The sequence below is a fragment of the Carnobacterium sp. FSL E2-0243 genome, assembly GCF_038003605.1.
Taxonomy (GTDB): Bacteria; Bacillota; Bacilli; order Lactobacillales; family Carnobacteriaceae; genus Carnobacterium; species Carnobacterium maltaromaticum.
Map to the genome: position 1 here is coordinate 2795608 of NZ_JBBOPM010000001.1, position 20872 is coordinate 2816479.

At 34.5% G+C, this 20872-nt stretch carries 13 protein-coding genes; 4 read left to right on the forward strand and 9 right to left on the reverse strand.

Translation table 11 applies throughout. The features are described 5' to 3' along the window. Positions 1-95: 95 nt before the first annotated feature. Entirely contained in the window at positions 96-1076 is a 981-nt protein-coding gene (locus MHI00_RS13325) for a Gfo/Idh/MocA family protein (RefSeq protein ID WP_341114223.1), read from the reverse strand. Between the two features lie 54 nt (positions 1077-1130). Next, on the reverse strand, positions 1131-1784 hold the full coding sequence (locus MHI00_RS13330; protein WP_201735082.1) for an HI_0552 family protein: 654 nt from the start codon (positions 1782-1784) through the stop codon (positions 1131-1133). A gap of 442 nt (positions 1785-2226) precedes the next feature. On the opposite strand from MHI00_RS13330, the gene MHI00_RS13335 reads away from it, so the two are divergent. Beyond that, entirely contained in the window at positions 2227-3672 is a 1446-nt protein-coding gene (locus MHI00_RS13335; protein ID WP_341114226.1) for a glycoside hydrolase family 1 protein, read from the forward strand. A gap of 143 nt (positions 3673-3815) precedes the next feature. After that, the gene (locus tag MHI00_RS13340; protein WP_016356331.1) at positions 3816-5156 is read left to right on the forward strand and encodes a PTS sugar transporter subunit IIC; all 1341 of its coding nucleotides are present in this window, start codon (positions 3816-3818) and stop codon (positions 5154-5156) included. A 38-nt stretch (positions 5157-5194) separates the two neighbouring features. Here MHI00_RS13340 and MHI00_RS13345 read toward each other — a convergent pair whose 3' ends face one another. Continuing rightward, entirely contained in the window at positions 5195-5959 is a 765-nt protein-coding gene (locus MHI00_RS13345) for a MurR/RpiR family transcriptional regulator (protein ID WP_010053207.1), read from the reverse strand. Between the two features lie 76 nt (positions 5960-6035). Between MHI00_RS13345 and MHI00_RS13350 the strand changes: the two genes are divergently transcribed. Continuing rightward, positions 6036-6938 carry an ROK family protein gene (locus tag MHI00_RS13350; protein WP_010053205.1) on the forward strand — a complete coding sequence of 301 codons (903 nt, stop codon included), beginning with the start codon at positions 6036-6038 and terminating at the stop codon, positions 6936-6938. A gap of 83 nt (positions 6939-7021) precedes the next feature. Here the strand turns inward: MHI00_RS13350 and bla are convergent, their stop codons facing one another. From bla to MHI00_RS13380, 6 genes are all read right to left on the reverse strand, one after another. After that, entirely contained in the window at positions 7022-7921 is a 900-nt protein-coding gene (gene bla / locus MHI00_RS13355; RefSeq protein ID WP_229252000.1) for a class A beta-lactamase, read from the reverse strand. Between the two features lie 465 nt (positions 7922-8386). After that, positions 8387-8632 carry a hypothetical protein gene (locus MHI00_RS13360; protein WP_341114232.1) on the reverse strand — a complete coding sequence of 82 codons (246 nt, stop codon included), beginning with the start codon at positions 8630-8632 and terminating at the stop codon, positions 8387-8389. Between the two features lie 95 nt (positions 8633-8727). Then, entirely contained in the window at positions 8728-14430 is a 5703-nt protein-coding gene (locus tag MHI00_RS13365) for a MucBP domain-containing protein (protein WP_341114234.1), read from the reverse strand. Between the two features lie 73 nt (positions 14431-14503). After that, positions 14504-16378: an immunoglobulin-like domain-containing protein gene (locus tag MHI00_RS13370; RefSeq protein ID WP_010053198.1), complete on the reverse strand. Its 1875-nt coding sequence runs from the start codon at positions 16376-16378 to the stop codon at positions 14504-14506. A 35-nt stretch (positions 16379-16413) separates the two neighbouring features. After that, positions 16414-18354, reverse strand: a complete 1941-nt coding sequence (locus MHI00_RS13375; protein ID WP_341114237.1) for an immunoglobulin-like domain-containing protein — start codon at positions 18352-18354, stop codon at positions 16414-16416. 16 nt (positions 18355-18370) lie between these two features. Next, complete coding sequence (locus tag MHI00_RS13380; RefSeq protein ID WP_057000519.1) at positions 18371-18928, reverse strand: DUF5067 domain-containing protein; 558 nt, start codon at positions 18926-18928, stop codon at positions 18371-18373. Positions 18929-19374: 446 nt separating this feature from the next. Here MHI00_RS13380 and MHI00_RS13385 point away from each other — a divergent pair, with 446 nt between their 5' ends. Then, positions 19375-20850 carry a helix-turn-helix domain-containing protein gene (locus MHI00_RS13385; protein ID WP_056999817.1) on the forward strand — a complete coding sequence of 492 codons (1476 nt, stop codon included), beginning with the start codon at positions 19375-19377 and terminating at the stop codon, positions 20848-20850. Positions 20851-20872: the final 22 nt, after the last annotated feature.

The following is a 20872-nucleotide window of genomic DNA, read 5'->3' on the forward strand; positions in this document are numbered from 1 at the left end:
GCTTACTTAATATGGACTATTTCTCAAAACACGGGAAGTTTCCCAGAAAACATAAATAAAGAGACTTAACAAAAAATAAGTCTCTTCACCGCCTATTATTTTATTGTTAATAATCCATTTCCGAGCCACTCTTGATACATTGTCTCAATGATCGTAATTGTCGAAACAGTTACAGATTCTGACATCCACGGGCTTTGAATGAAACCTTTTTCTAAACAGTTATTTACATGATCTACCTCATAAGCAAACTCGCTTAGCATTGGAAATTTAAAAATTTCTGATTCTTCCCCATTAATAGTTACTGTTAACTCTGTTGCCTTCCAATAATTTGGAATAGTAATCGAGCCCTTCTCACCATAGATAGTCAAGGCACTAGGAGCATCGACTAAGGTTGTAATAAAAATTGTTGCAAGAGTATCTTCACCTAACTTTAAAGATAATGTACACTGTGAATCAGATTGATTAGGTTTTCCTAAGCAAGTTCCCGTCCAACTTGAAAATTGATTTCCTAAGACAAATTGTAGATATTCTAACGGATACGTTCCACTCCCAAACAATGCACCACCGCCTGATTCCAAAGAATCAAACCACTTAATTCGTTCAACACCTAAATGACTACTACTTGCATTTACGTATCGGATTTTACCAATTATGCCAGTCTCAATGAGCTCCTTTACTTTAAGAGTTGCAGGTAAAAAGACAGCCTTCTGAGCTTCCATAATAAACAAATTATGCTCTTTTGCATAGGCAAATAATTCCTTAGCTTCTTTTACAGTTAAACAAAAGGGTTTTTCCAGTAAGACATGTTTTCCATTTTTTAAAGCTAGCATAGCAGCTGAATAATGAGCCTTATTGTATGTAGCAACATAAATAATCTCAATTTCTGGATCTTGGCAAATTGCTTCATAACTTCCATATACATTCGGAATAGCTAACTCCTTGGCTAGCAATTCAGCTTTCTCTATGGAACGCGAAGCAATGCCTTTAACAAAACCATGTTGGCTTGCATTCACACCAGCAACAAATCGTGGCACAATCGATGCTGTGCTTAAAATGCCATAATTGATTTTCTTCATATTTTTAGCTCCTCAAATCATATATTTAGTTTTTATTTTAGCAATTTGGTGTGCTTATTGGAAAATTTGATATAATTCTCCAAGTTCAATTAATTTTTCAGTCACTACTTCTTCAACATTTTTAATTTCAGGCTGTCGCTTGAGGATGTAGCCAATTTGAAACGTTTCGTCCTTATCAATCTCAGCTTTTATTGTAGCTTGAATCTCAGAATTTGTTAAGTAATCTGATAAACTATAATAAGAATCATACTCATCACTTTTGGTTGTCCAAATAAAATAATTATCTTGATTAATTTTAGCAGCCCACTCACCTATTTGTTTTAAATTCCGATTGTATTGACTAGCAGACACAGTTGATTGATTTTTTTTATATTTTTGCCACATAATCGTTATCCTGAAATTTTGTCTATTCAGTAAAACGCCGATACAAGTTGCTTCAGATTCTCTACCTTCCATACGATAAGAAGCCCAATAATGCTTTCTAATTTGCCAACCATTTGTCCAACTTTCAATTTTTGGTTTATTATAAGGGATATAACGGATACTCTTTTCATACGCTTTAAGATTCAAACTTTTCCATTTTTGCCAAAGTTCTTTATATTGTTGTTTAATCCATTCTATTTCATCATAATCAAACTGTTGCTTTAGTTTAACAAATAGGACAACTTCTCGATTAAATAGACGAAAATCTTTTTCAACTAAATTCATTTTTTCTGCTCATTTCTATGTAAATTTAAAATCTAAATACAAATAAAGACTAACAAGCTCCTATTTTTCATAAGAATACGATTCTATCTTACTTACAACTAGAATAGTATAATGGATGCTTGTTAGTCTCTATTAAATTGACAAGGATTATACAAAATCCCAACCTCTTTCTGATTGCTTTTGAACGATTAACTTGGCTTTCGTTAATCTAGCATTTATTATGGGATTACTAATCCTTAAGTAAATTATATCACAATAAATATAAAAAGCAAACGTTTTCAACTTTTTTCTTTACTACTTAATTTTGTTAATGAAACGTGGTGTTTCATTACTGATAAAACTACCTACTTTTTTGAAAAGGTTTACATACTCATTTTGAAATACTATGATTAAATTGCTGATAGGAACATTCTATCTGACTACTATTTAAAGGAGCCTAACTATGATACACACAAAATTAGACCCGTTTCCGAAAGACTTTTTATGGGGTTCAGCTTCAGCCGCCTATCAAGTCGAAGGAGCATGGAATCTCGATGGAAAAGGAAAATCTGTTTGGGATGAATTTGTTCGAATTCCAAATAAAACATTTAAAGGCAGTAATGGAGATGTAGCCGTTGACCACTACCATCGCTTTAAAGAAGATATCGCTTTGATGGCTGAACAGGGGTTAAAAACCTATCGCTTCTCAATTGCTTGGACACGAATTTTACCTGGTGGACGAGGAGAAATCAATCAAAAAGGGTTAGATTTTTATAGCGACCTAATTAACGAGCTTTTAAAGTACGGAATTGAACCGATTGTTACTCTTTATCATTGGGATTTGCCACAAGCTTTAGAGGATGCTTATGGTGGTTGGGAATCTCGTCAAGTTATTCAAGATTTTACTAACTATGCAAAAATTTTATTTGATGCCTACTCTGATCGGGTTAACTATTGGGTCTCACTAAATGAACAAAATGTCTTTATGATGCACGGCTTTTTAATGGCCTCTCATCCACCCGCTGTAACAGATCCTAAACGTATGTATGCAGCAAATCATATTGCTAATCTTGCTAACGCTTCTGTTATTAAAGCTTTTAGAGATGGAAAATACCCTGGAAAAATCGGTCCTAGTTTTGCTATGAGCCCTGCTTATGCTGTCGATTGTCAGCCGAAAAATGTAATCGCTACCGAAAATATGTTGGATTTATTCACTAATTTTTGGATGGATGTTTACGTCTATGGTCGCTATCCTAAGGTCGCTTTAAAAAATCTAGCAAAAAATGGACTGGCTCCTGTTTTTGAAGCAGGTGATGAAGACTTATTAAAAGCTGGAAAACCTGATTTTATGGGTGTGAATTATTACCAATCTATGACCATTGCCAGTAATCCATTAGATGGTGTGACCATGACTGGTGAAGCAAACTATTCTGGTAAAAAAGGAACAACAAAAGAAGCAGGCCAGCCTGGCATGTATAAAATTGTATCAAATCCTTATTTAGAAAAAACAAATTGGGACTGGACAATTGATCCAGCAGGTTTAAGAATTAGTTTACGTCGCATTTCAAGCCGCTATGATTTACCTATTTTAATTACTGAAAATGGCTTAGGTGATTTTGATACGCTAGAAGCAGATGGTCAGGTTCATGATCAACCTCGGATTGATTACTTAAAAACCCATTGTCTAGCTATCCAAGAAGCCATAACAGATGGCGTTGAAGTCCTTGGCTATTGTACATGGAGTTTTACCGATTTATTAAGCTGGTTAAATGGTTATCAAAAACGCTATGGTTTTGTCTATGTAGATCGCGATGAAACGAATGAAAAAGAGTTAAAACGCTATAAAAAAGATAGTTTTAATTGGTATCGTGATGTCATTCGAACAAATGGAGCAAGTCTTTCAGAATAGATTCAGGCTAATTTCATCTCGCAAGCCTCTTGAAGAAAAAGATAAATGACAAAAATGTAAATAGACACTTTTCCTGAAATTTTCTATTTTCTAGTCGCGCCTACACTGCGGGCTAAATATACTATATAAGGAGTTGTTTTATTATGATGGATAAATTAGAAATTTTTTTAAATAAATTTTTAGGTCCTATTGCCAATTGGATGAATAAAAGCAAATTTTTTAGTGCCCTATCTGAAGCTTTTATGCGGACGACACCCGTCACTCTCGGTGCAGCGGTCTTAATGATTATCGGAAATTTCCCGATACCTGCTTGGGTTGCATTTGTAGAAAGTTCTGGCTTAAAGGTTCATTTTGATTCAGTTATCGGTGCTACTCTCAATGCTATTTCAATTTTTATCGTATTTAACTTTGCTTATGTTTATGCTAAAAAAGAAAATTACAATCCACTTTCTGCTGGTTTACTAGCAGTTGGTAGTTTCTTTATTTTAATGCCGCAACAAGTTGCAGTTCCTACTCTTGAAACTGCAGTCACTAAATTCCCTTCACAAGGAATTGTTACTGGCACGACAAATGTTGAGGCTTTTCAAACTTTATACACTGGCGGAACAGGATTGTTAGTTGCTATTATTGTTGGATATATCGTTGCGCGTTTGTATGTCTTTTTAAATAAAAAAAATCTAGTCGTTAAAATGCCGGACAGTGTCCCACCTAATGTTGCGGAATCTCTAAGTCCTTCTCTTTTAGCAGGTGCGATTTTTATTTTCTTCTTTATTATTCGCTTGTTATTTAGCTTTACACCTTTTGGCAGTGTTTTTGCTTTTGTCTTTGGCTCGATTCAAGCTCCTTTACAAGCATTAACAGGATCCCCAATTACTATTATTATCATCTTTACTATAGCTAATATGCTTTGGTTCTTTGGGATTCATCCCAACATGGTATATGGAGTAGTGATGCCTATGTTGCTTGCTAATAGCGTTGCCAATATGAACGCTTTTCGTGAAGGTCAACCATTACCATTCTTATTAGCCACAGTAATCGCTCAAGTATGTGGAAATGGCTTTGGTGGACAAGGAAGTACGTATGGCTTAGTAGTTGCTATGTTTACAGCAAAATCTGAACGGTATAAACAACTCTTAAAATTAGCTGGGCCACCAAGTATTTTTAATGTAAATGAACCTCTTGTTTTTGGAGCTCCATTAATGTTAAATCCTATCTTTTTTATTCCAATGGCTATCACACCTTTAATTATGGGAAGTACGGCTTGGATTTTAGTAAAATTATTAAACTTTACCGAATTAAATCCACTTATTTCCTTACCTTGGACCACTCCTGCTCCAATTTTAATGGGATTACAAGGTGGTTGGAAATATTTAATTATTTTCGCTGTTGTCTTTATCTTAAATTTAATTATTTGGTTCCCATTTTTCCGTATCGCTGACAATCGTGCAGTCGATGAGGAGAAAGCTTTCGCAGAATCAAACTAACTTAAATTTATTCGTTGATTGACTGAATCAGAAAAACTTTATTTCTGATTCAGTTCTTCTTTTTTACCAGAATGCATTAATAAATATAATTTTTTAACTAACGTCTCAATTATAAAAACAACAGGCAATTGAGAAGAAATATCCACATTATACTGTAAACGATCATAAGAAGTATCATAGGACAAATTAATACTCGTTAGACCGGCAAGATGATTCTCAATATGATTGGTAATACTTACCGAGAATGCCTCTGCCTCTTTTAAAAGATTTGCAATATGAAGTATCTCGAACGTTTCACCGGAAACAGAAAAAAGTAACGTAACATCCTTTGGACTGTGCTTCTGACTTTCTTTTAAATAAGGTAAATAAAGGGACGTTGCATGAAAACTACGCAAACCAATTGTGGTAAATTGCTTCGCTGCATACTCTGCCATAACGCCAGATGAACCCATACCTAAGCAATAAATTAAGGGAGCTTCGATTAATTTTGCTGTAATAAGATCAATTTGTTCTTCTAAGTCATTAGAAAAAACATCCAATGGCAAAATTCCTCGGCGCCTTTCTTCATTCTTTAAAATGCTTTTTTGTTGCTCCACATAATTTTTAATTGCTACTTTCATTTCTGGGAAACTAGCAAATCCAGCTTTTTGGGAAAAGCGCATGACGGTTGCCGGCGATACATGTACAGCTTCAGCCAATTCTCGAATACGCATAAAAGCCACTTGCTCTAAATTCCCATTGATATATTTAATTAAAAGTTGATCTAGGTCAGTATAGGTTTCTGTATCAAATAAATCGAACATGCAAAAATCACTCCTTTGTAGTATCATTAACTTTATTCTAGCTTAAAAAAATTTACTCGTAAAGGCGGTTATTCATTTGACAAATTACATTGGAATCGACATTGGCGGAACTGCAGTAAAATATGCGTTATTGGATGAAAAAGGAACCATTACGCAAGCCGGGAAAAAACAAAGTCCGAAAACCCTTGAAGCATTAATTACTTGCCTAAAAAACATTCAAAATGAATTCTCTTCTCTTCCAATTGTTGGTATTGCTCTAAGCATGCCGGGGTTAATTGACTCTAGTACAGGTCATGCAGTTCATGGTGGAGCTTTAACTTTTATTCGTGATTGCAATATTCGGGATATCTTAACCGAAGCTTGTCAAACAACTATTCATATCGAAAATGACGGAAAATGTGCCGCATTGGGCGAGTATTGGCAAGGTCGTTTAGCCGGACATTCAAATGGAGTTGCTTTAGTTTTAGGTACAGGTATTGGCGGCGGAATTATCGTTAATGATCAGTTATTAAAAGGAGCCCATTTATCTGCTGGTGAATTTTCTTTCATTCAAACCTCTCAAGATTTTGGCGAATTAAAAGATCTTTTTGCTTACAGAAACAGTGTACCCATGCTGGTAAAAAACTATGCCGAAGAAAAAGATATTCCTCTGAAAGATATGGATGGAAAGATTTTCTTTAAAGCCGTTGACGATGAAGAACCTTTAGCAGTTAAGCTCCTAGAAGATTACTGCCAGTCTTTGACACAGCAAATTATGAATTTACAAACCATTCTAGATCCGGAAGTGATTACTATTGGTGGAGGTATTAGTAAACAAGGACGCTTATTTGAATTAATTGACTATTACTTAGATAGCTATCTTAAAAAAGTCCCATATCCGATTGTTCGTCCAACTGTTTGTCAATCAACACTAGGAAATCACGCTAATTTATTAGGTGCTCTAAAGAATTATTTTATTCAAACTGAGTTAAATAGTTAACATAAAAAAAGTCAGCCATTTAGTTAAACTAAATGGCTGACTTTTTTTTATTCACTATATCTACTATTTCTAAATATTAACGACTATAATTTAAAATAATCACCTACTAGTTTAGCAGATTTTGCAATTAATTCATCTTGATAAGCGTCATCCTTGTTGGTTTTATTTGAAAAGATAACTAAGACTATCGGTTTTCTGTCTGGTGGGTATAAGACAGCAATATCATTTCTCGTCCCATATGAAGCGGCACCTGATTTATCGCCAACAAGTATATCTGTCGGAATCCCAGCTCGAATCAAATTTCCGCCTGTTTTATTCTCAACTAACTGCTTTTTATAAAAAGTTAATTTATCAGGAGCTAGAGTCTTGTCTGCAGTCAATTTTTTTAAATCCAGCGCAATCGCTTTTGGAGTGCTTGTATCGCGACAATCACCTGGTATTGCTTCATTTAACTCTGGTTCATAGCGAACCGATTCTGTTGTATGGTCACCTAATTTTTCCAACTCTTTTTGAAATCCTGCTGGTCCGCCTAATTGATCAAAAAGAATATTTCCTGCTGTGTTATCACTGTATTCCATCGCCGCACCAATAATATCTTTTAAGGGCATACCTATCCCAACATATTTTTCTGTAATTGGGGAATAATCAACTAAATCTTCTTGATTAATCATAATTGTCTGATTCAGCTCATCCCAATTAAATTTATCTAGTACTAACCCACCTGCCAAGGCTTTGTACGTAGAAGCAAATGCAAAACGTTGTTCTCCATTATAATTAATGGTTTTATTCGTTTCTGTATCAATTGCATAAACTCCAAGTGTAGCTTCATATTCCTTTTCTAATTTCTTTAAGTCTGAATCTATCGCTTTATTTGAGATTTTTTGACCGGTTTTCACATGGGCTCCTACTGGTTTCTGGCTCAATAAATAGCCTCCAACTACTGCTAAACATACACCTACTAAAGCATAACTTTTATAATTCATTTTCATCTTCCCTCTCTTAATTGCATTTACTTTGTTCAACAGTAGTTTATCAATTCATAGTTAATATTCAATTAAGGAACTTTTAAATATATCTTGGCAAGCAAAAAAAGCCCTTCTTCATTAGCTTATAATAAACTAACAAGAACTGGCTCTTATTTATCTTTTTCTAACAAATGTAGTTACAAATAGAATTAATTGGCTAACGAATATTCCTGCTGAATAAAGCACGCTACCAATAATTAAGAGTAAAAAAAAGATCACATCTCAAGCTGTTCAGGCAAGATGTGGTTAGAGTTACAATACAAAACTAGAATCATTGAGCCTAGTAAATCTAAACTCAGCATTTGAGGGACATGTTAGCGCATGTCTCTCTTTTCATATCTAGTATACTGCAAAACTCAATTTTCTTCTAGCCTTAAATCCGACTCATTGTTTTTCCAACATCTAACTAAAACATTCATGTTCCTATATCATCTTTTTTTCTTGGTTTATTGTTGAGAAATAGTTACCTTTATAGTAAAAACCTTCTTCAATAAAATCAATATGCAAGTATTCTTCGACTAAATAAAATTCTTTTTGTAAAAAAGTCACAATTTCTTTCTTTGTTAAGCCTACAGGAATAATGAAAACTCGATTGTGTCGTTTTTTTTCGAAGCTGAGAAATTCAATATTTATAATTTCAACGTCTAGCCATTTTTCTTCAAATTTCATTTCTTTTCACCTTCTTTAATACATTTTTTCAGCACCCTACTATCTAAAAATTCTGAGTACTTAGTTAACTAAGTACTCAGAATTAGACTAATTTTTTATTTGCTGCCAATTCCTCTATAGGTAAAGTAAATTGTTTCAGGATCTTTATCGCCTAAACTCCAATTTACTGTTACTTTACTTACAGTTCCCAATAAGGTGTATTTCTCAATTACTGGGGCTAAGACTGTCAATGTTTGACCTGATTGAACTACTTTTAAATTCGATTTCAAGATATTTCCATATAAATCAATACAAACGACTTTAACTGGTTTTATGTCTGGATTTGTTGAATTAAATTTATAGGTTAAATCAAGAGTTTGATTGTTTTCAGTAAATATTTGTCCTTTAAGCTCTTGAAGGCTGTTGCCAATCACAGTATAGCCCAGAATTTCTTTAGCATTATTTTCAGGCCAAATCGAATCTCCTACTAACCCTGTTCGTTTTTCTGGCTCAGCTAATTCAACACCATCTTCATTTACAAAGCGAATGGTCACTTCTCCACCAGTTGCTTTCTCATACTGATAATTCACCGATTGATCTTCATTTGTAAAGCTTCCACTTGCATTGCTTGGCATTTCTACAAGTCGATAACCTGGAATTATTTTTGCTTCTGATTGGTAATGAGCACCAATCGTCCCAGTTAGGCTAACCGAGTCAGCAATTAACGATGCATCATCTTTATCTACATAGTTGACTGTTACAGCGCCTGCCGGAATTTCACCTTTTTCAAATACATAAACAACAATTTGCTTTTTATTTGTAAAAGTTCCAGTTACGTTAGCTGGAATTTCTTTGACTGAATACCCTAACGCAGCTGCTTTTTCAATTTCGGTTTGAACCTCTTCATTATTTCCACTTGTTGCATCATATCCAACACCTAGATTTCCACTCAACGTCAATGGACTCAATCCTGCTAGTGCTTCACCAGTTTCTTTTACAAATTTCACTTGAACATTTGCTCCAGCTACCGGTTCACGGGTATATACAAAGGAGATAACTGTTTCTTCATTTGTATAAGTAGCCGTTTGACTTTCTGCATTTGCTACATAGCCTTTAATCTTTTTAGCTTTTGCAGTATACTCTGTTCCAACATTCCCTTTAACTGTTACAGGCAAAGCTAATTGTTTTCCAAATTCATCTTGGTAAGTTACCTTAATTAAACCTTTTTCTACTTTATCTTTTTTGTAAATAAAGGTAACTGTTTTTTCTTCATTCGTTAAGAAGCCTACCTTTGATCCAATAAGTCGATCAAATGTATAACCAACTGTCTCTGTGGCTAATAGTGGTAAAAATTCATAGGCATCACCAAACGCTCCCCGTTTATACTCTTCTTTAAAAATAGTTCCATCAGCGCCAATATGTTTTTCTAATACTGGCTTAGCAACTTTACCCGTATAATAAATGACTTTGGTTTGTGGTTGTTTTTCTAGAGAGAACGTTAAATTTTGATTGGGATTAAGCGTATAGTTTTGGAATATACCTTCTGTTGGAGGAGTTAAAGTAACTTCATCTCCCACAGAACCTGTTATTTCTTCTGTTTTCAATATTTTTCCGATTTGGTTTTGATATTCAATGGTCAATTTGCCCGCAAGTTGACCTTTATATTTATAAATAACCTCTTGTGGTTGGTCGTTTAGTCTACCAGTAACCGGCGAACTCGTTGTTTCTCCATTCATTGTAGCTTGTGAGAAATTATAATCTGGAAAGACTTCTTCAGTTGTTCTAAAATGATCCCCATATCTACCTGTTAATTTGATTGGTTCTGTAATCGTATCATTTGTTAACTGTATGCCGTTTTGATCTACATAACGAACAGTTACATCACCTGTACCAGTGACATCCTCACCTGTGTAGGTTAATGCAACGGTTTGAGGTGTTGTCAAGAACGTTCCCGTTTCATTGCCTGGCAGTGAGTCTATTTGGTAATGATCAAATGTTTTTAGTTCAGCTGTATAGTTTGAACCGAAATCACCTTTTAGTGTGATTGGTGCAGCTAAATCATCTCCTGCTTGATTTTTATAGGTAACTGTTACAGTACCAATCTTATTCCCTTTATATTGATAAATAACCGTTTGTGGTTCATCTGTATAAAAACCCGTAGCTGGAGCCCCATTTTCTGCTAATTTAACAAAATCATAATTAGGAATTGTTTTTTGCTCCGTTGTATACGGGCTGCCATATAATTTATCACCATCTGCAGCTTTTTCTTCCGCAATTGCTACGCCTTCTTGATTGATATATCGTGCTACTACAGCCCCAGCTTCATTCCCAACTAACTCACCTGTATACGTAATTACCACTGTTTGTGGCATATCTGTCACAGTACCAACTGAATTTCCTGGCAATTCATTTCTAGTGTAATGGTCAAAATCTTTTAATAATTCACCATTGTTATCTGTTGCTACATTATAAGGTTGACCATAAATCCCCGTAATATAAGCAGTATCTAACAAAGTGCCTGCTTGATTGCGATACTCAATCGTAATTTTCCCTGCTTCTCCAACTTCTTCCCCTTTATAACGATAAATAACCGTTTGAGGTTTATCACTATATAAACCTGTAGCTGGTGAACCAGACGGATCAATATCGACAAATTCATAATGAGGAATATCTTTTTGTTCTGTTGTATAAGGACTTCCATACAAACCATTACCACTTGCAGGGTTTTCTGGTGAAATCGTTACGCCTTCTTGATTGATATATTTGGCTATAACTTTTCCTCGACTTTCACCAACTTCTTGCCCTTTATAGGTGTAGGTAACTACTTGAGGTTCTGCAGAATAGTATCCTTTTGCAGGAATCTCAGTTGTTACCACTCCATTAACATCTACTGATTCCAAATCGTAATTAGCAATTGTTTTATTTTTTGTTGTATAGGGGCTTCCGTATAAACCATCCCCTTCTGCATCAACCTCAGGAGCAATTGTAGCCCCTTCTTGATTCACATAACGAACCGTTACTCGACCTAATTCATTTCCAACTTGATTCCCCGTGTAAGTTACAATAATAGTTTGCGGAGTATCGGAAATTGTTCCACTAGCATTTTCTGGTAAAGTATCTCGCGTATAATGCTCAAAAGTCTTTAATAAACTCCCATTTTGGTCTGTTTCTAGATTGTAAGTTTGACCATAATGTCCTGTAATATAGGCTTTATCCAATAATTTACCAATTTGATTTCGATATTCTATCGTTATTTTGCCTTCTTCACTAACATCTCGCCCTTGATATCGATAGATAACCGTTTGCGGCGTTTCTTTATAAAACCCTGTAGGTGGAGCATTTTCTACATCGTTATCGACAAATTCATAGTTCTCAATCACTTTTTGTTCAGTTGTATAGGGACTACCAAAGAGGCCATCACCATTTGCCTCTACTTCAGGTGAAATCACAACACCTTCTTGATTAAGGTACTTAGCCGTTACTCTCCCAATATTATTCCCAACTTGATCACCAGTATACGTCAGAGTGATTGTTTGTGGCACATCCGTAATCGTTCCAACTGCATTCCCAGGTAATTCATTGCGTGTATAATGCTCAAACTCTTTTAACAATACTCCATTATTATCGGTTGAAAGATTGTATGTCTGACCATATATTCCTGTGAATGACTCCGTTGCTAACATTGTTCCTGCTTGATTTTTATAATTGACTGTAATTTTACCCGCTTCGCCTACGTCTTCACCTTGATAACGATACGTAACTATTTGTTGAGTTGCAGTATAGAAACCCGTCGCTGAGGCTCCATCTGGATCAACATCGATAAATTGATAATGATCAATTTCTTTTTCCTCGGTTGTATATGGGCTACCAAATAAACCATTTCCCGTCGCAGATACTTCTGGTGAAATATCAACACCTTCTTGATTTACATAACGAACTTTTACTTGTCCTTTATTTTCACCAACCTGTTGACCTTGATAGTGATACGTGACAAATTGTGGATCCATTGTATAGATTCCACTGACAGGAATCTCTGTTACAGCCTGTCCATCTAGTTCTGCTGATTTAAACTCATAATTTTCTATCTCGGGTTTGACCGTAGTAAAATGACTACCAACTAATTCATCTCCAATTGCCTCAACTTCATCAGCTATGGCTACGCCTTCTTGGTTAATATAGGTAACATGTACTTTCCCATCATCGCCCACAGGGTGACCTTTATACTTAAATTTAACCGTTTGCGGCGTATTTGAATAGGTTCCATTTTGAGTCGCACCTGTTGGATCAACTTCAACAAAATCATAATGAGAAAAATCTTTTTGTACTGTAGAATAAGGACTTCCATAACGGCCATTTCCGGTTGCTGGAATTTCAGTAGTTAACTCATCCTGTGCCTGATTAATGTATTGAGCCGTGACTTTACCCGTAGTTTCACCAACTAAATCACCTAAATACTTAATGACTACTGTTTGAGGTTCATCTGTTACTGTACCGCTTTTATTGCCTGGTAAAGCTTCGATAGTGTAATAGTCAAAATTAGGTAATAAAGTTCCCCCATTATCTGTTTCAACATCATACTCTTCCCCATATTTTTTTTCTATCTTAGCAGAGGCTTTTAAGGTTGCACCTTCTTGATTTTTATATTCAATCGTTACTGGCTGACTCTTTGGGAGAACTAAATCAACAGAAACGGAATCCGAATAGTAGCCATTTGAATCAATCGCATAAATACTAATTTGCTTCGGCATTGCTCCTGTTAATTCTTCTGCTGGTAGTGTTAATTCCCAAGGAAAAGCCGTATTTACGGGATTATTTGGAAGTGTTTTAAATTTTTTTGCTGTATTACCATCTACTTGATAATAAAGATCCAAATTTGTTACTGAAGGATCTTTTGATAAAACTGTCCCATTTAAAGCTAAATCTCCCCCACGATATTCAACTTCTTCTTGTTCAACTGTCACTTCTGGTGCGTCAATATTTTCTGGTGTCACTCCTACAATATACCCGATTTCTCTAGAACTATCTTTAGGAAAATCTTTAGGAGACCACTTCATAAAGATTCCAGAATCTCCATTACTAAAGGCAATATCACCCTCTGGTTTATTTAAAGAAGCTTGACCAAGGTTTGTTGGGTTACTAAAGACAACTGGAACAATTTGTTTATTATATTGATCTGCCGCCCAACCTTCTGGTCCGATTGGCATATGAAAATTATAAGACAATTTAAAATCATCCTGAGCAATATAAAGACCATTATTTGATCCTAAATATTTTACAGGTACAGCATCATTGCCATTCAACTTCGTGTCATAGCTTCTAGCAATCCAGACATTTTCTAAGTCCTTACCAGAAATATTTTTAATAGTATCTGAAACGATAATATTATTTCCTCTTGGCGCTAAGGTTGAAGTGATTTCAAACAGATTTCCAGCATAATCAGCAGTATAAGTTGCCGTAACAGCTGAATTAATTCCACCTCCAGTAATTGAGCTGACAGTAATATTAGTCGGATCTACATAACTATTAGCCCCGTTAAATCCCATCGAAATCGTTCCTTTATTACCTCCGTTTGAATATAGGTGTTCCACTCGTTTCCCTTTAGTTAAAAAATTCACATTAGCTACTTGCACACGATTCGGAGTAATCTCTACATTTCCTGGCTTATTTCCAAAATAATAGGAAAGTTGTAAATCTTCTCCAACATCAATCAATCCCTCCCTTGCAACGGTATCTGCTACCGCCAACTTTGCTCCTGAAAAGCCAAAAATCGAGCTAATCAGAATAAGAAGGGCTAGTTGCCACTTGCTTTTTTTCATCATTCACACCATTCTCCTATTCAATTGAACCAACGACCGAGAATGGTAACTCCTCAATCGTCAGTATTTAAGTTATTTAGTTTTCTGAAAAAATAATATATTGGCTATCTACCCATTGGTTACCACCTAAGTTATAAAAAGTTGTTCCATTCAAGGTCGTCTTTTTAAACGTTCTCCATCTAGTTCCATGTTTTAATTGCTTACCTGTCCATGAAGCCTCTGAACTTAGAGGAGATGAATAAACGTTCACACTATAGCCAGCCACATAGTTAATTGTTGCTATCCCATCAACACTTACTTCTTCGCCTGATGTAACTGGTGATAACGAGATGTACTTGCCATCTACCCATTGGTTTTTCCCAACTCGATACCAGACACTACCGTCTTTAAAGGTTGCTTTTTGATCAATTTTCCAAGCGGAGGCATGAGGCAAGAAATAATCTGTTGCTGTTTGGTTAGGCGCTTCCCAAACGCGAATTCCATAACCTGGCACATAATTCACATATCCAACAGTGGTATAATTTTCGACTTTAGGCGTTTCAGAACTTTTCTCAACAGTGATGATACGTGTTAATTCCGTTTTAGCCCCTTTAATATTTGTCGCAATATAACGTAATGTGTAGACACCTTCTTTGTTTGTATCAATATTTCCTTCAATAGACCAGGTTACATTTTTCCCTGAGTTGGTTGGATTAGCTGCTGCTGCTTGATTTTCAAAAACATTTAAGTTTTTTGTCATATCAAAACTTTCACCAACTTTAATCGTTAGATTTTGTCCCTCAGAAAAACGGATAACTGGCGGAGATACTGCAGTTACTTTAGTTGGAACAGTTATTGTTGAAACAATTTTACTACCAGGTTTTGAATATGTTACTGGAATTTGGTACGTACCAGATTTAAATAAGTTAATTGAAGACGTATCCACACTTAGCGCAGCTGGATTCGTCAATTCTTGGTAACTGGTTGAGGCAATAGCATTTTTATCTGAAATATGGAAATTAGTAATTACATCAGATTTAATTTTTTGTTCCAATTGCTCAGCTGTTACTTGATCTCCTTCAATTGCTAGAAAATCGATTGAATTTGCCACAGTTGAACCATGGTCATATCTGGTACCTTGTCCTGCTTCACCTCTAAAAGAAGGTTGAAATTCACCAATTCCCACAATAATCGTACGCTTAAGATTTGATGCAACAACGGTCCCAGCTACTTTTACTTCTAATTCCTCATTGTAGCTTCCAACGTTAATAAAGTTACCTGTTGCATCTGCTATTCCTGCTTCAATTAAATCAAGAGGAATGCCATTCGCATTGACTGGACCACCACTATGTTTAACTTCAATATCGTCACTTTCAACAGGGATTCCAGCTGGTGTTTTGACACTGATTCCTGTTTCAGCTTGATAGCTTGATTCTATTTTTGTATTAATTGTTGTACTTTTTACTGAATAAGGATTCACATTTACAGTCACCATCTGGCTAGTTGATGGATCAGGTAAGTTGAATTCAAATAATTTAAATTCGATTGTTAAACTTTGAGCCTCTTTAATTTCATTCGCTGTAATCGATGTTTTTCCATTAATAATTAACTGAGCGCTACTAATTTGATTCGTTAATGAATGTAACGTAAACGTGCCATCTTCACTAATTAAAATCGTTTTATATAAACTTTCCATAGCTGCTTTTCTTTCAGGTTCAGCAGAGTAATTCGTTAATATACCTTCATTCGCTTGTTGATTGACAATAGCCGCTAAAGCATCCGCATGTTGGGCTAACACGTCAACTCCGATTGAACTGGTTTGCTTTAATTTATCGTCTAGTAAGCTCCCTACTCCTGCTCTTTGACTTATCTCTTCTGCATGAACGGTTTCAACTGAGGCTAATGTTGTTCCAATTGGTAATAGACCTAGTACCAACACAGCATTCAGTGTAATAAATTTAACTTTATTCATTTTAATCAATCGTCTCCTTTGTTATTAACTTCATTTTAATCTTTTATGAATGTTACATAGTTACTTGCAACCCATTGATTGCCGCCTAAATTATAAAAACCATTTTTTTCGCCATAAACGCGCCATTTAGTTCCATGCTCTAACTGTTTCCCTGTCCAATTTGCTGAACTAGCTTCAGCACCTTTATAAACGTTAATGCTATAACCTGGTACGTAATTAATGGTTCCAACGCCTTTTAATTCATTCATTCCTGGATCATTTGCAACGGGACTAAATTTAATGTAGCTTCCATCAACCCATTGATCTTTTCCAACACGATACCAAATATCGCCATTTTTAAATGTCGCTTTTTGATCAATTTTCCATGCAGTAGCATGAGGCAAGAATTGACTACTTCCGTTGCCTTTAGGTGTACCCCAAACGCGAATACCATACCCCGTAATATAATCAACATAGCCAACCGATTTAAAGTTTGTAATTTCAGGTTTTTCATTTCCTTCATTTGGATCAATCACATTGATTGTGCGAACTAAGGTCGTCGTTAAATGGTTTAAATTAGTTGCTGTATAAGTTATCTTATAAACTCCCACTTTAGAAGTATTTACGCTGCCATTAATAGTGACTCCGCCTAATAAACCAATACCTTCATTCCCAGCAGCATTTCCATTATTCAAATCATTTGTATTGGGATATACTTTAAAGTCATATAAATTAAAAGCATTTCCAATTGAAATAGTGATATCTTGATTTTGACTAAATTCAAAGACTGGGTTGCCTGGATTTTTCATTTTCAATTGTAAGGATAAGGTCATTTCTTGCCCATTAGGAGTCGTATACTTAAAGGGAACTGTCGCAATCCCAGCTTTTGAAAAATCAATACTGGTTGAGTCCACCGTTAACTTATCAATCTGAATAGGCAATGTTGCAACTGTGCCACTAATTTCATTTGATACTTGGAATAATTCAATAAAACGGTTTTTTAGAACTTCATCTAACTCGCCATAATTAGTTACCTTAGTATCAAAATTAAAGAAAACTGGACTATTTAGAATTAAGTTGTCTTCGAATTTATAAGGACTTGTGGCCGCAACGGTCGCATCCATATTCTCAATAGCTGTTTGAAGCACAGTTGATCCATTCGCATATTCTTTTGCATCAGCCGTTTTCGCGATAAATTTCAAATCAGCAGCATTGGGAGCCAATACTGAAATAGTAACATCTATAGTTCGTAAAACTTCAGTACCTGTCGTATTTATTAAACTTGCTGTAATTGTTTGAGTATATTCACCAGCTTTAATATAACGCCCTTCTGAATCTAGGATACCATCCCTAACTAGTCTCTCTTTTGTTGGAGTCACTGAAACAACTGTATCAACTGACCAAGAACCATTACTATCATTGTTGGCTACTGTTAATAACTCTGGATTTAATTCAAAGTCAACATAATCTGCTCCAAAAGCTTGAGTCAACGAAAGCATCTCATCATTAACAGCTAATTCAGGAGCATTGGTTTTCAAAAGGACTTCTGCTTCTGCTGTTTTCCCGTTAGTAGCAAAGATTTTTACGGTTAGTGTCAGTTGCGCTTTTGACAAATCAGCCTCTGTTACTTGTGATTTCCCATCAACAAGAATTTGAGCTTTAGCGCTGGCACCAGCAACTCCTAAAATTTGATTTAACGTTTGATTATTAAAAATTTTCGAGCTTAAAATATCTGTATAAAAAGAGTTATTCGTTATTGAACCTGTGTACAATTGATTGGTAGCGCCTGAGTTAACAAGTGTTTTCAATCCTAAAATACGTTCTGCTGTCCAATCTTCTACTGTATAATTAGATTGAATAGCATTCTTTAAAATCCCATCATAGCTTTCATCTGCATAAACAACTGTTGAAGTTGCGCCAATTGCTGGCATTACTACTGGTGATAGAGCTAACAAAACAGCTGCACTCATTCCAATAAATTTCATTCTTTTCTTCATTTCTAGTTCCTCCTAATTAATCCAACGAATAATTTTGACTACTAATCTCTTGATAGTCCGTATCTAAATACGTTATTTTTACATCTGAATCATTCTCTAGTACATATAAAACAGCACCATCTGTCGTTTGCTCTTTTTCTAAAAATCGATTCGCTTTTTTGACTAATTTCCCGTTTTTATTTTCTTTTTCTTCAAACGGAAGTGCTCCTACAGTTAAAGGAATATTGCTGTCTTGAGTTACTCGTACATACCTGTACCAAAATTCACTGGGTCTGTTTTTCTGTTGCGTATTATTTGTTACTTTGTACTGAATAAATGCTAATTTCGTTCCATTTACGCCGTCCAATTTCGAAACTTTTTTGATTGAAAAATCGATGTCTCCAATTGCTACATTTTCTCCAGAAACTTTAATTGAACCCGGTTTTGGTAAATAAGGGGTATCTATTCGTATTTGACTTGATTCATTTGCTTCAGCCGTTTTTGTTTCTGCTGTTTTCTTTTTTTCAGGCGTTCCACAACTTGTTAACACAAAAGCTAAACTTACCAAAACACTATAGACAATCCTTTTTTTCATAAAAAACTCCTTTCATTTTTTTACAGCTTTAAAAAAAACTATCTAATACTAGTTTTCCCCAAAACTTATTTTCAGAATAACAAACCTTATCATTTATTAAAATCTCATTTTTTTCCTCCTGAAGGAACAAATGATGTGAAAAATAAAAATAAAATCTTTTTAAAACTAATTCAATTTGTTCTCGAAACTTATTAAATAACATAAAAATATCTCTAAAAGTAATAAAGCCTTTTTCACATTCATTTCCCAGCCTAATTAAATAACCAAACTATTTTTTATAATAAAAAATAGTTCGGTTACTATGAAAGTTAATTATGTAGATTTACTATTTTCACTATTCTAATATATGCACAATTGTTATTCCTTAATAGTTTATACGCTATGCTAAGTCATAGATAGCTTACATATCTATCAATAAATTAGCTTTAGTAGAAAGGAACATACTTATGAAACATCTATTAAATTCTACTGATTTAAGACGCTTAGAGTTTTTAAAATTACTTTTTGATACAGACGAATGGTTGACGCTTAACGAGCTGGCAACTCAATTAAATTGTTCTGCAAAAAGTCTCAGAAATGATCTTAGAGCAATCAATGAAATTTTTGCACCATTTAGTATTTCAACATCTGTAAAAAGAGGACTACAACTTTCGTATCCTGAAAATTTTACATTTGATTATATTTATTCGGTCATACTAAGTAACAGTCTTGAATTCAATTTTTTAGAATTGATTTTTTTCAATGAACATTTAAAGAAGAGAGACTTAGAAGAATACTTATATGTCAGCACTCCTACAGTGAGCCGCTTAATAAAAAAATGTGCAGATTTTTTTGCTCCATTGGCTATTAAAATCCAGTCTTCTCCCTACCGAATCACCGGAAATGAAATTCAAATTCAAAATTTTTATGTTGCTTACTTTTCAGAAAAGTACTTAGCTACTGATTTCCCTTATTCTAAAAAACATGAATCCATTTTTTTAGAGCTTCTGAATTTTGTGCCTCAACCTTTTAAAAATAAAAGTACGCATTTAAATATAAAACATTTAACCTACCTTTCGATGGTGTGCTTAACACGTTTATCCCATGGAAACTTACTAGAAAGTGAACCTTTGCCTTTCTTGGGAAAAGACTTAGAAAATAAAATTATGACTAATAGCCTGTTTATGACTGATTTTCAAAAAACAATTGGCTTTAAATTAACACCTCTCATTCTTTCGCAATTGTTTTATCTTTATTATAAAAATGACTATCTTCATGCAACTAATTTTCTCCCAGAAAAAATTGTTGCATGCTCGGAAAAGAAAAAAATAAATGATTTAACTACTTTTTTAACTGCCTTTCAAAAAAAAATTGGAGTTAACTTAAATAACAAAGAGGAACTAGTAAACCGTTTATATAAAGTTCAATTTCATTCATTAGATATTAATTTCATTTTGTATGACAAAAGGCAGCATTTCTCTACATTTATTAAAACAGAATACCCTTTTTTAATTGAACTCTTGCTTAATGAACTGCCAGATTATTTAACTTCAAATAGTCGCTATTTTAATGAATTTATTTATACGCTAATTATCTACTGGCCTAATCTATTGGAGGGGCTAGGAAATACACAGACTCCAATATCTATTGGTATTTTTAGTACTTTTGACTATTCTCATACTCTATTTATTTGTGATTTAATTAACTACCATTTTCATAAAAACGTGCTCCTTACAATTATTGAACCCAACACAGCACCAGAATCATTAAACTTAGAAGAAAAATATGATTTAATTATTTCAAATAACTCCTATTCACTAAATATCCCTTTAATCAGTATCAATTCAATTCCAACGAAGCATGATTGGAAAAATATAAAAAAATCAATTAATAGACTACTATCATCTAAAAATAAAATCACAACTAAATATCTAGCAATCTAAAATAAAAAAAGTATCAGATCTT

Bases quoted from the DNA above. Each gene is read 5' to 3' on its own strand.
- MHI00_RS13325 (WP_341114223.1), bottom strand. From the start codon at position 1,076: ATGAAGAAAATCAATTATGGCATTTTAAGCACAGCATCGATTGTGCCA.
- MHI00_RS13330 (WP_201735082.1), bottom strand. From the start codon at position 1,784: ATGAATTTAGTTGAAAAAGATTTTCGTCTATTTAATCGAGAAGTTGTC.
- MHI00_RS13335 (WP_341114226.1), top strand. From the start codon at position 2,227: ATGATACACACAAAATTAGACCCGTTTCCGAAAGACTTTTTATGGGGT.
- MHI00_RS13340 (WP_016356331.1), top strand. From the start codon at position 3,816: ATGATGGATAAATTAGAAATTTTTTTAAATAAATTTTTAGGTCCTATT.
- MHI00_RS13345 (WP_010053207.1), bottom strand. From the start codon at position 5,959: ATGTTCGATTTATTTGATACAGAAACCTATACTGACCTAGATCAACTT.
- bla (WP_229252000.1), bottom strand. From the start codon at position 7,921: ATGAATTATAAAAGTTATGCTTTAGTAGGTGTATGTTTAGCAGTAGTT.
- MHI00_RS13360 (WP_341114232.1), bottom strand. From the start codon at position 8,632: ATGAAATTTGAAGAAAAATGGCTAGACGTTGAAATTATAAATATTGAA.
- MHI00_RS13365 (WP_341114234.1), bottom strand. From the start codon at position 14,430: ATGATGAAAAAAAGCAAGTGGCAACTAGCCCTTCTTATTCTGATTAGC.
- MHI00_RS13370 (WP_010053198.1), bottom strand. From the start codon at position 16,378: ATGAATAAAGTTAAATTTATTACACTGAATGCTGTGTTGGTACTAGGT.
- MHI00_RS13375 (WP_341114237.1), bottom strand. From the start codon at position 18,354: ATGAAGAAAAGAATGAAATTTATTGGAATGAGTGCAGCTGTTTTGTTA.
- MHI00_RS13380 (WP_057000519.1), bottom strand. From the start codon at position 18,928: ATGAAAAAAAGGATTGTCTATAGTGTTTTGGTAAGTTTAGCTTTTGTG.
- MHI00_RS13385 (WP_056999817.1), top strand. From the start codon at position 19,375: ATGAAACATCTATTAAATTCTACTGATTTAAGACGCTTAGAGTTTTTA.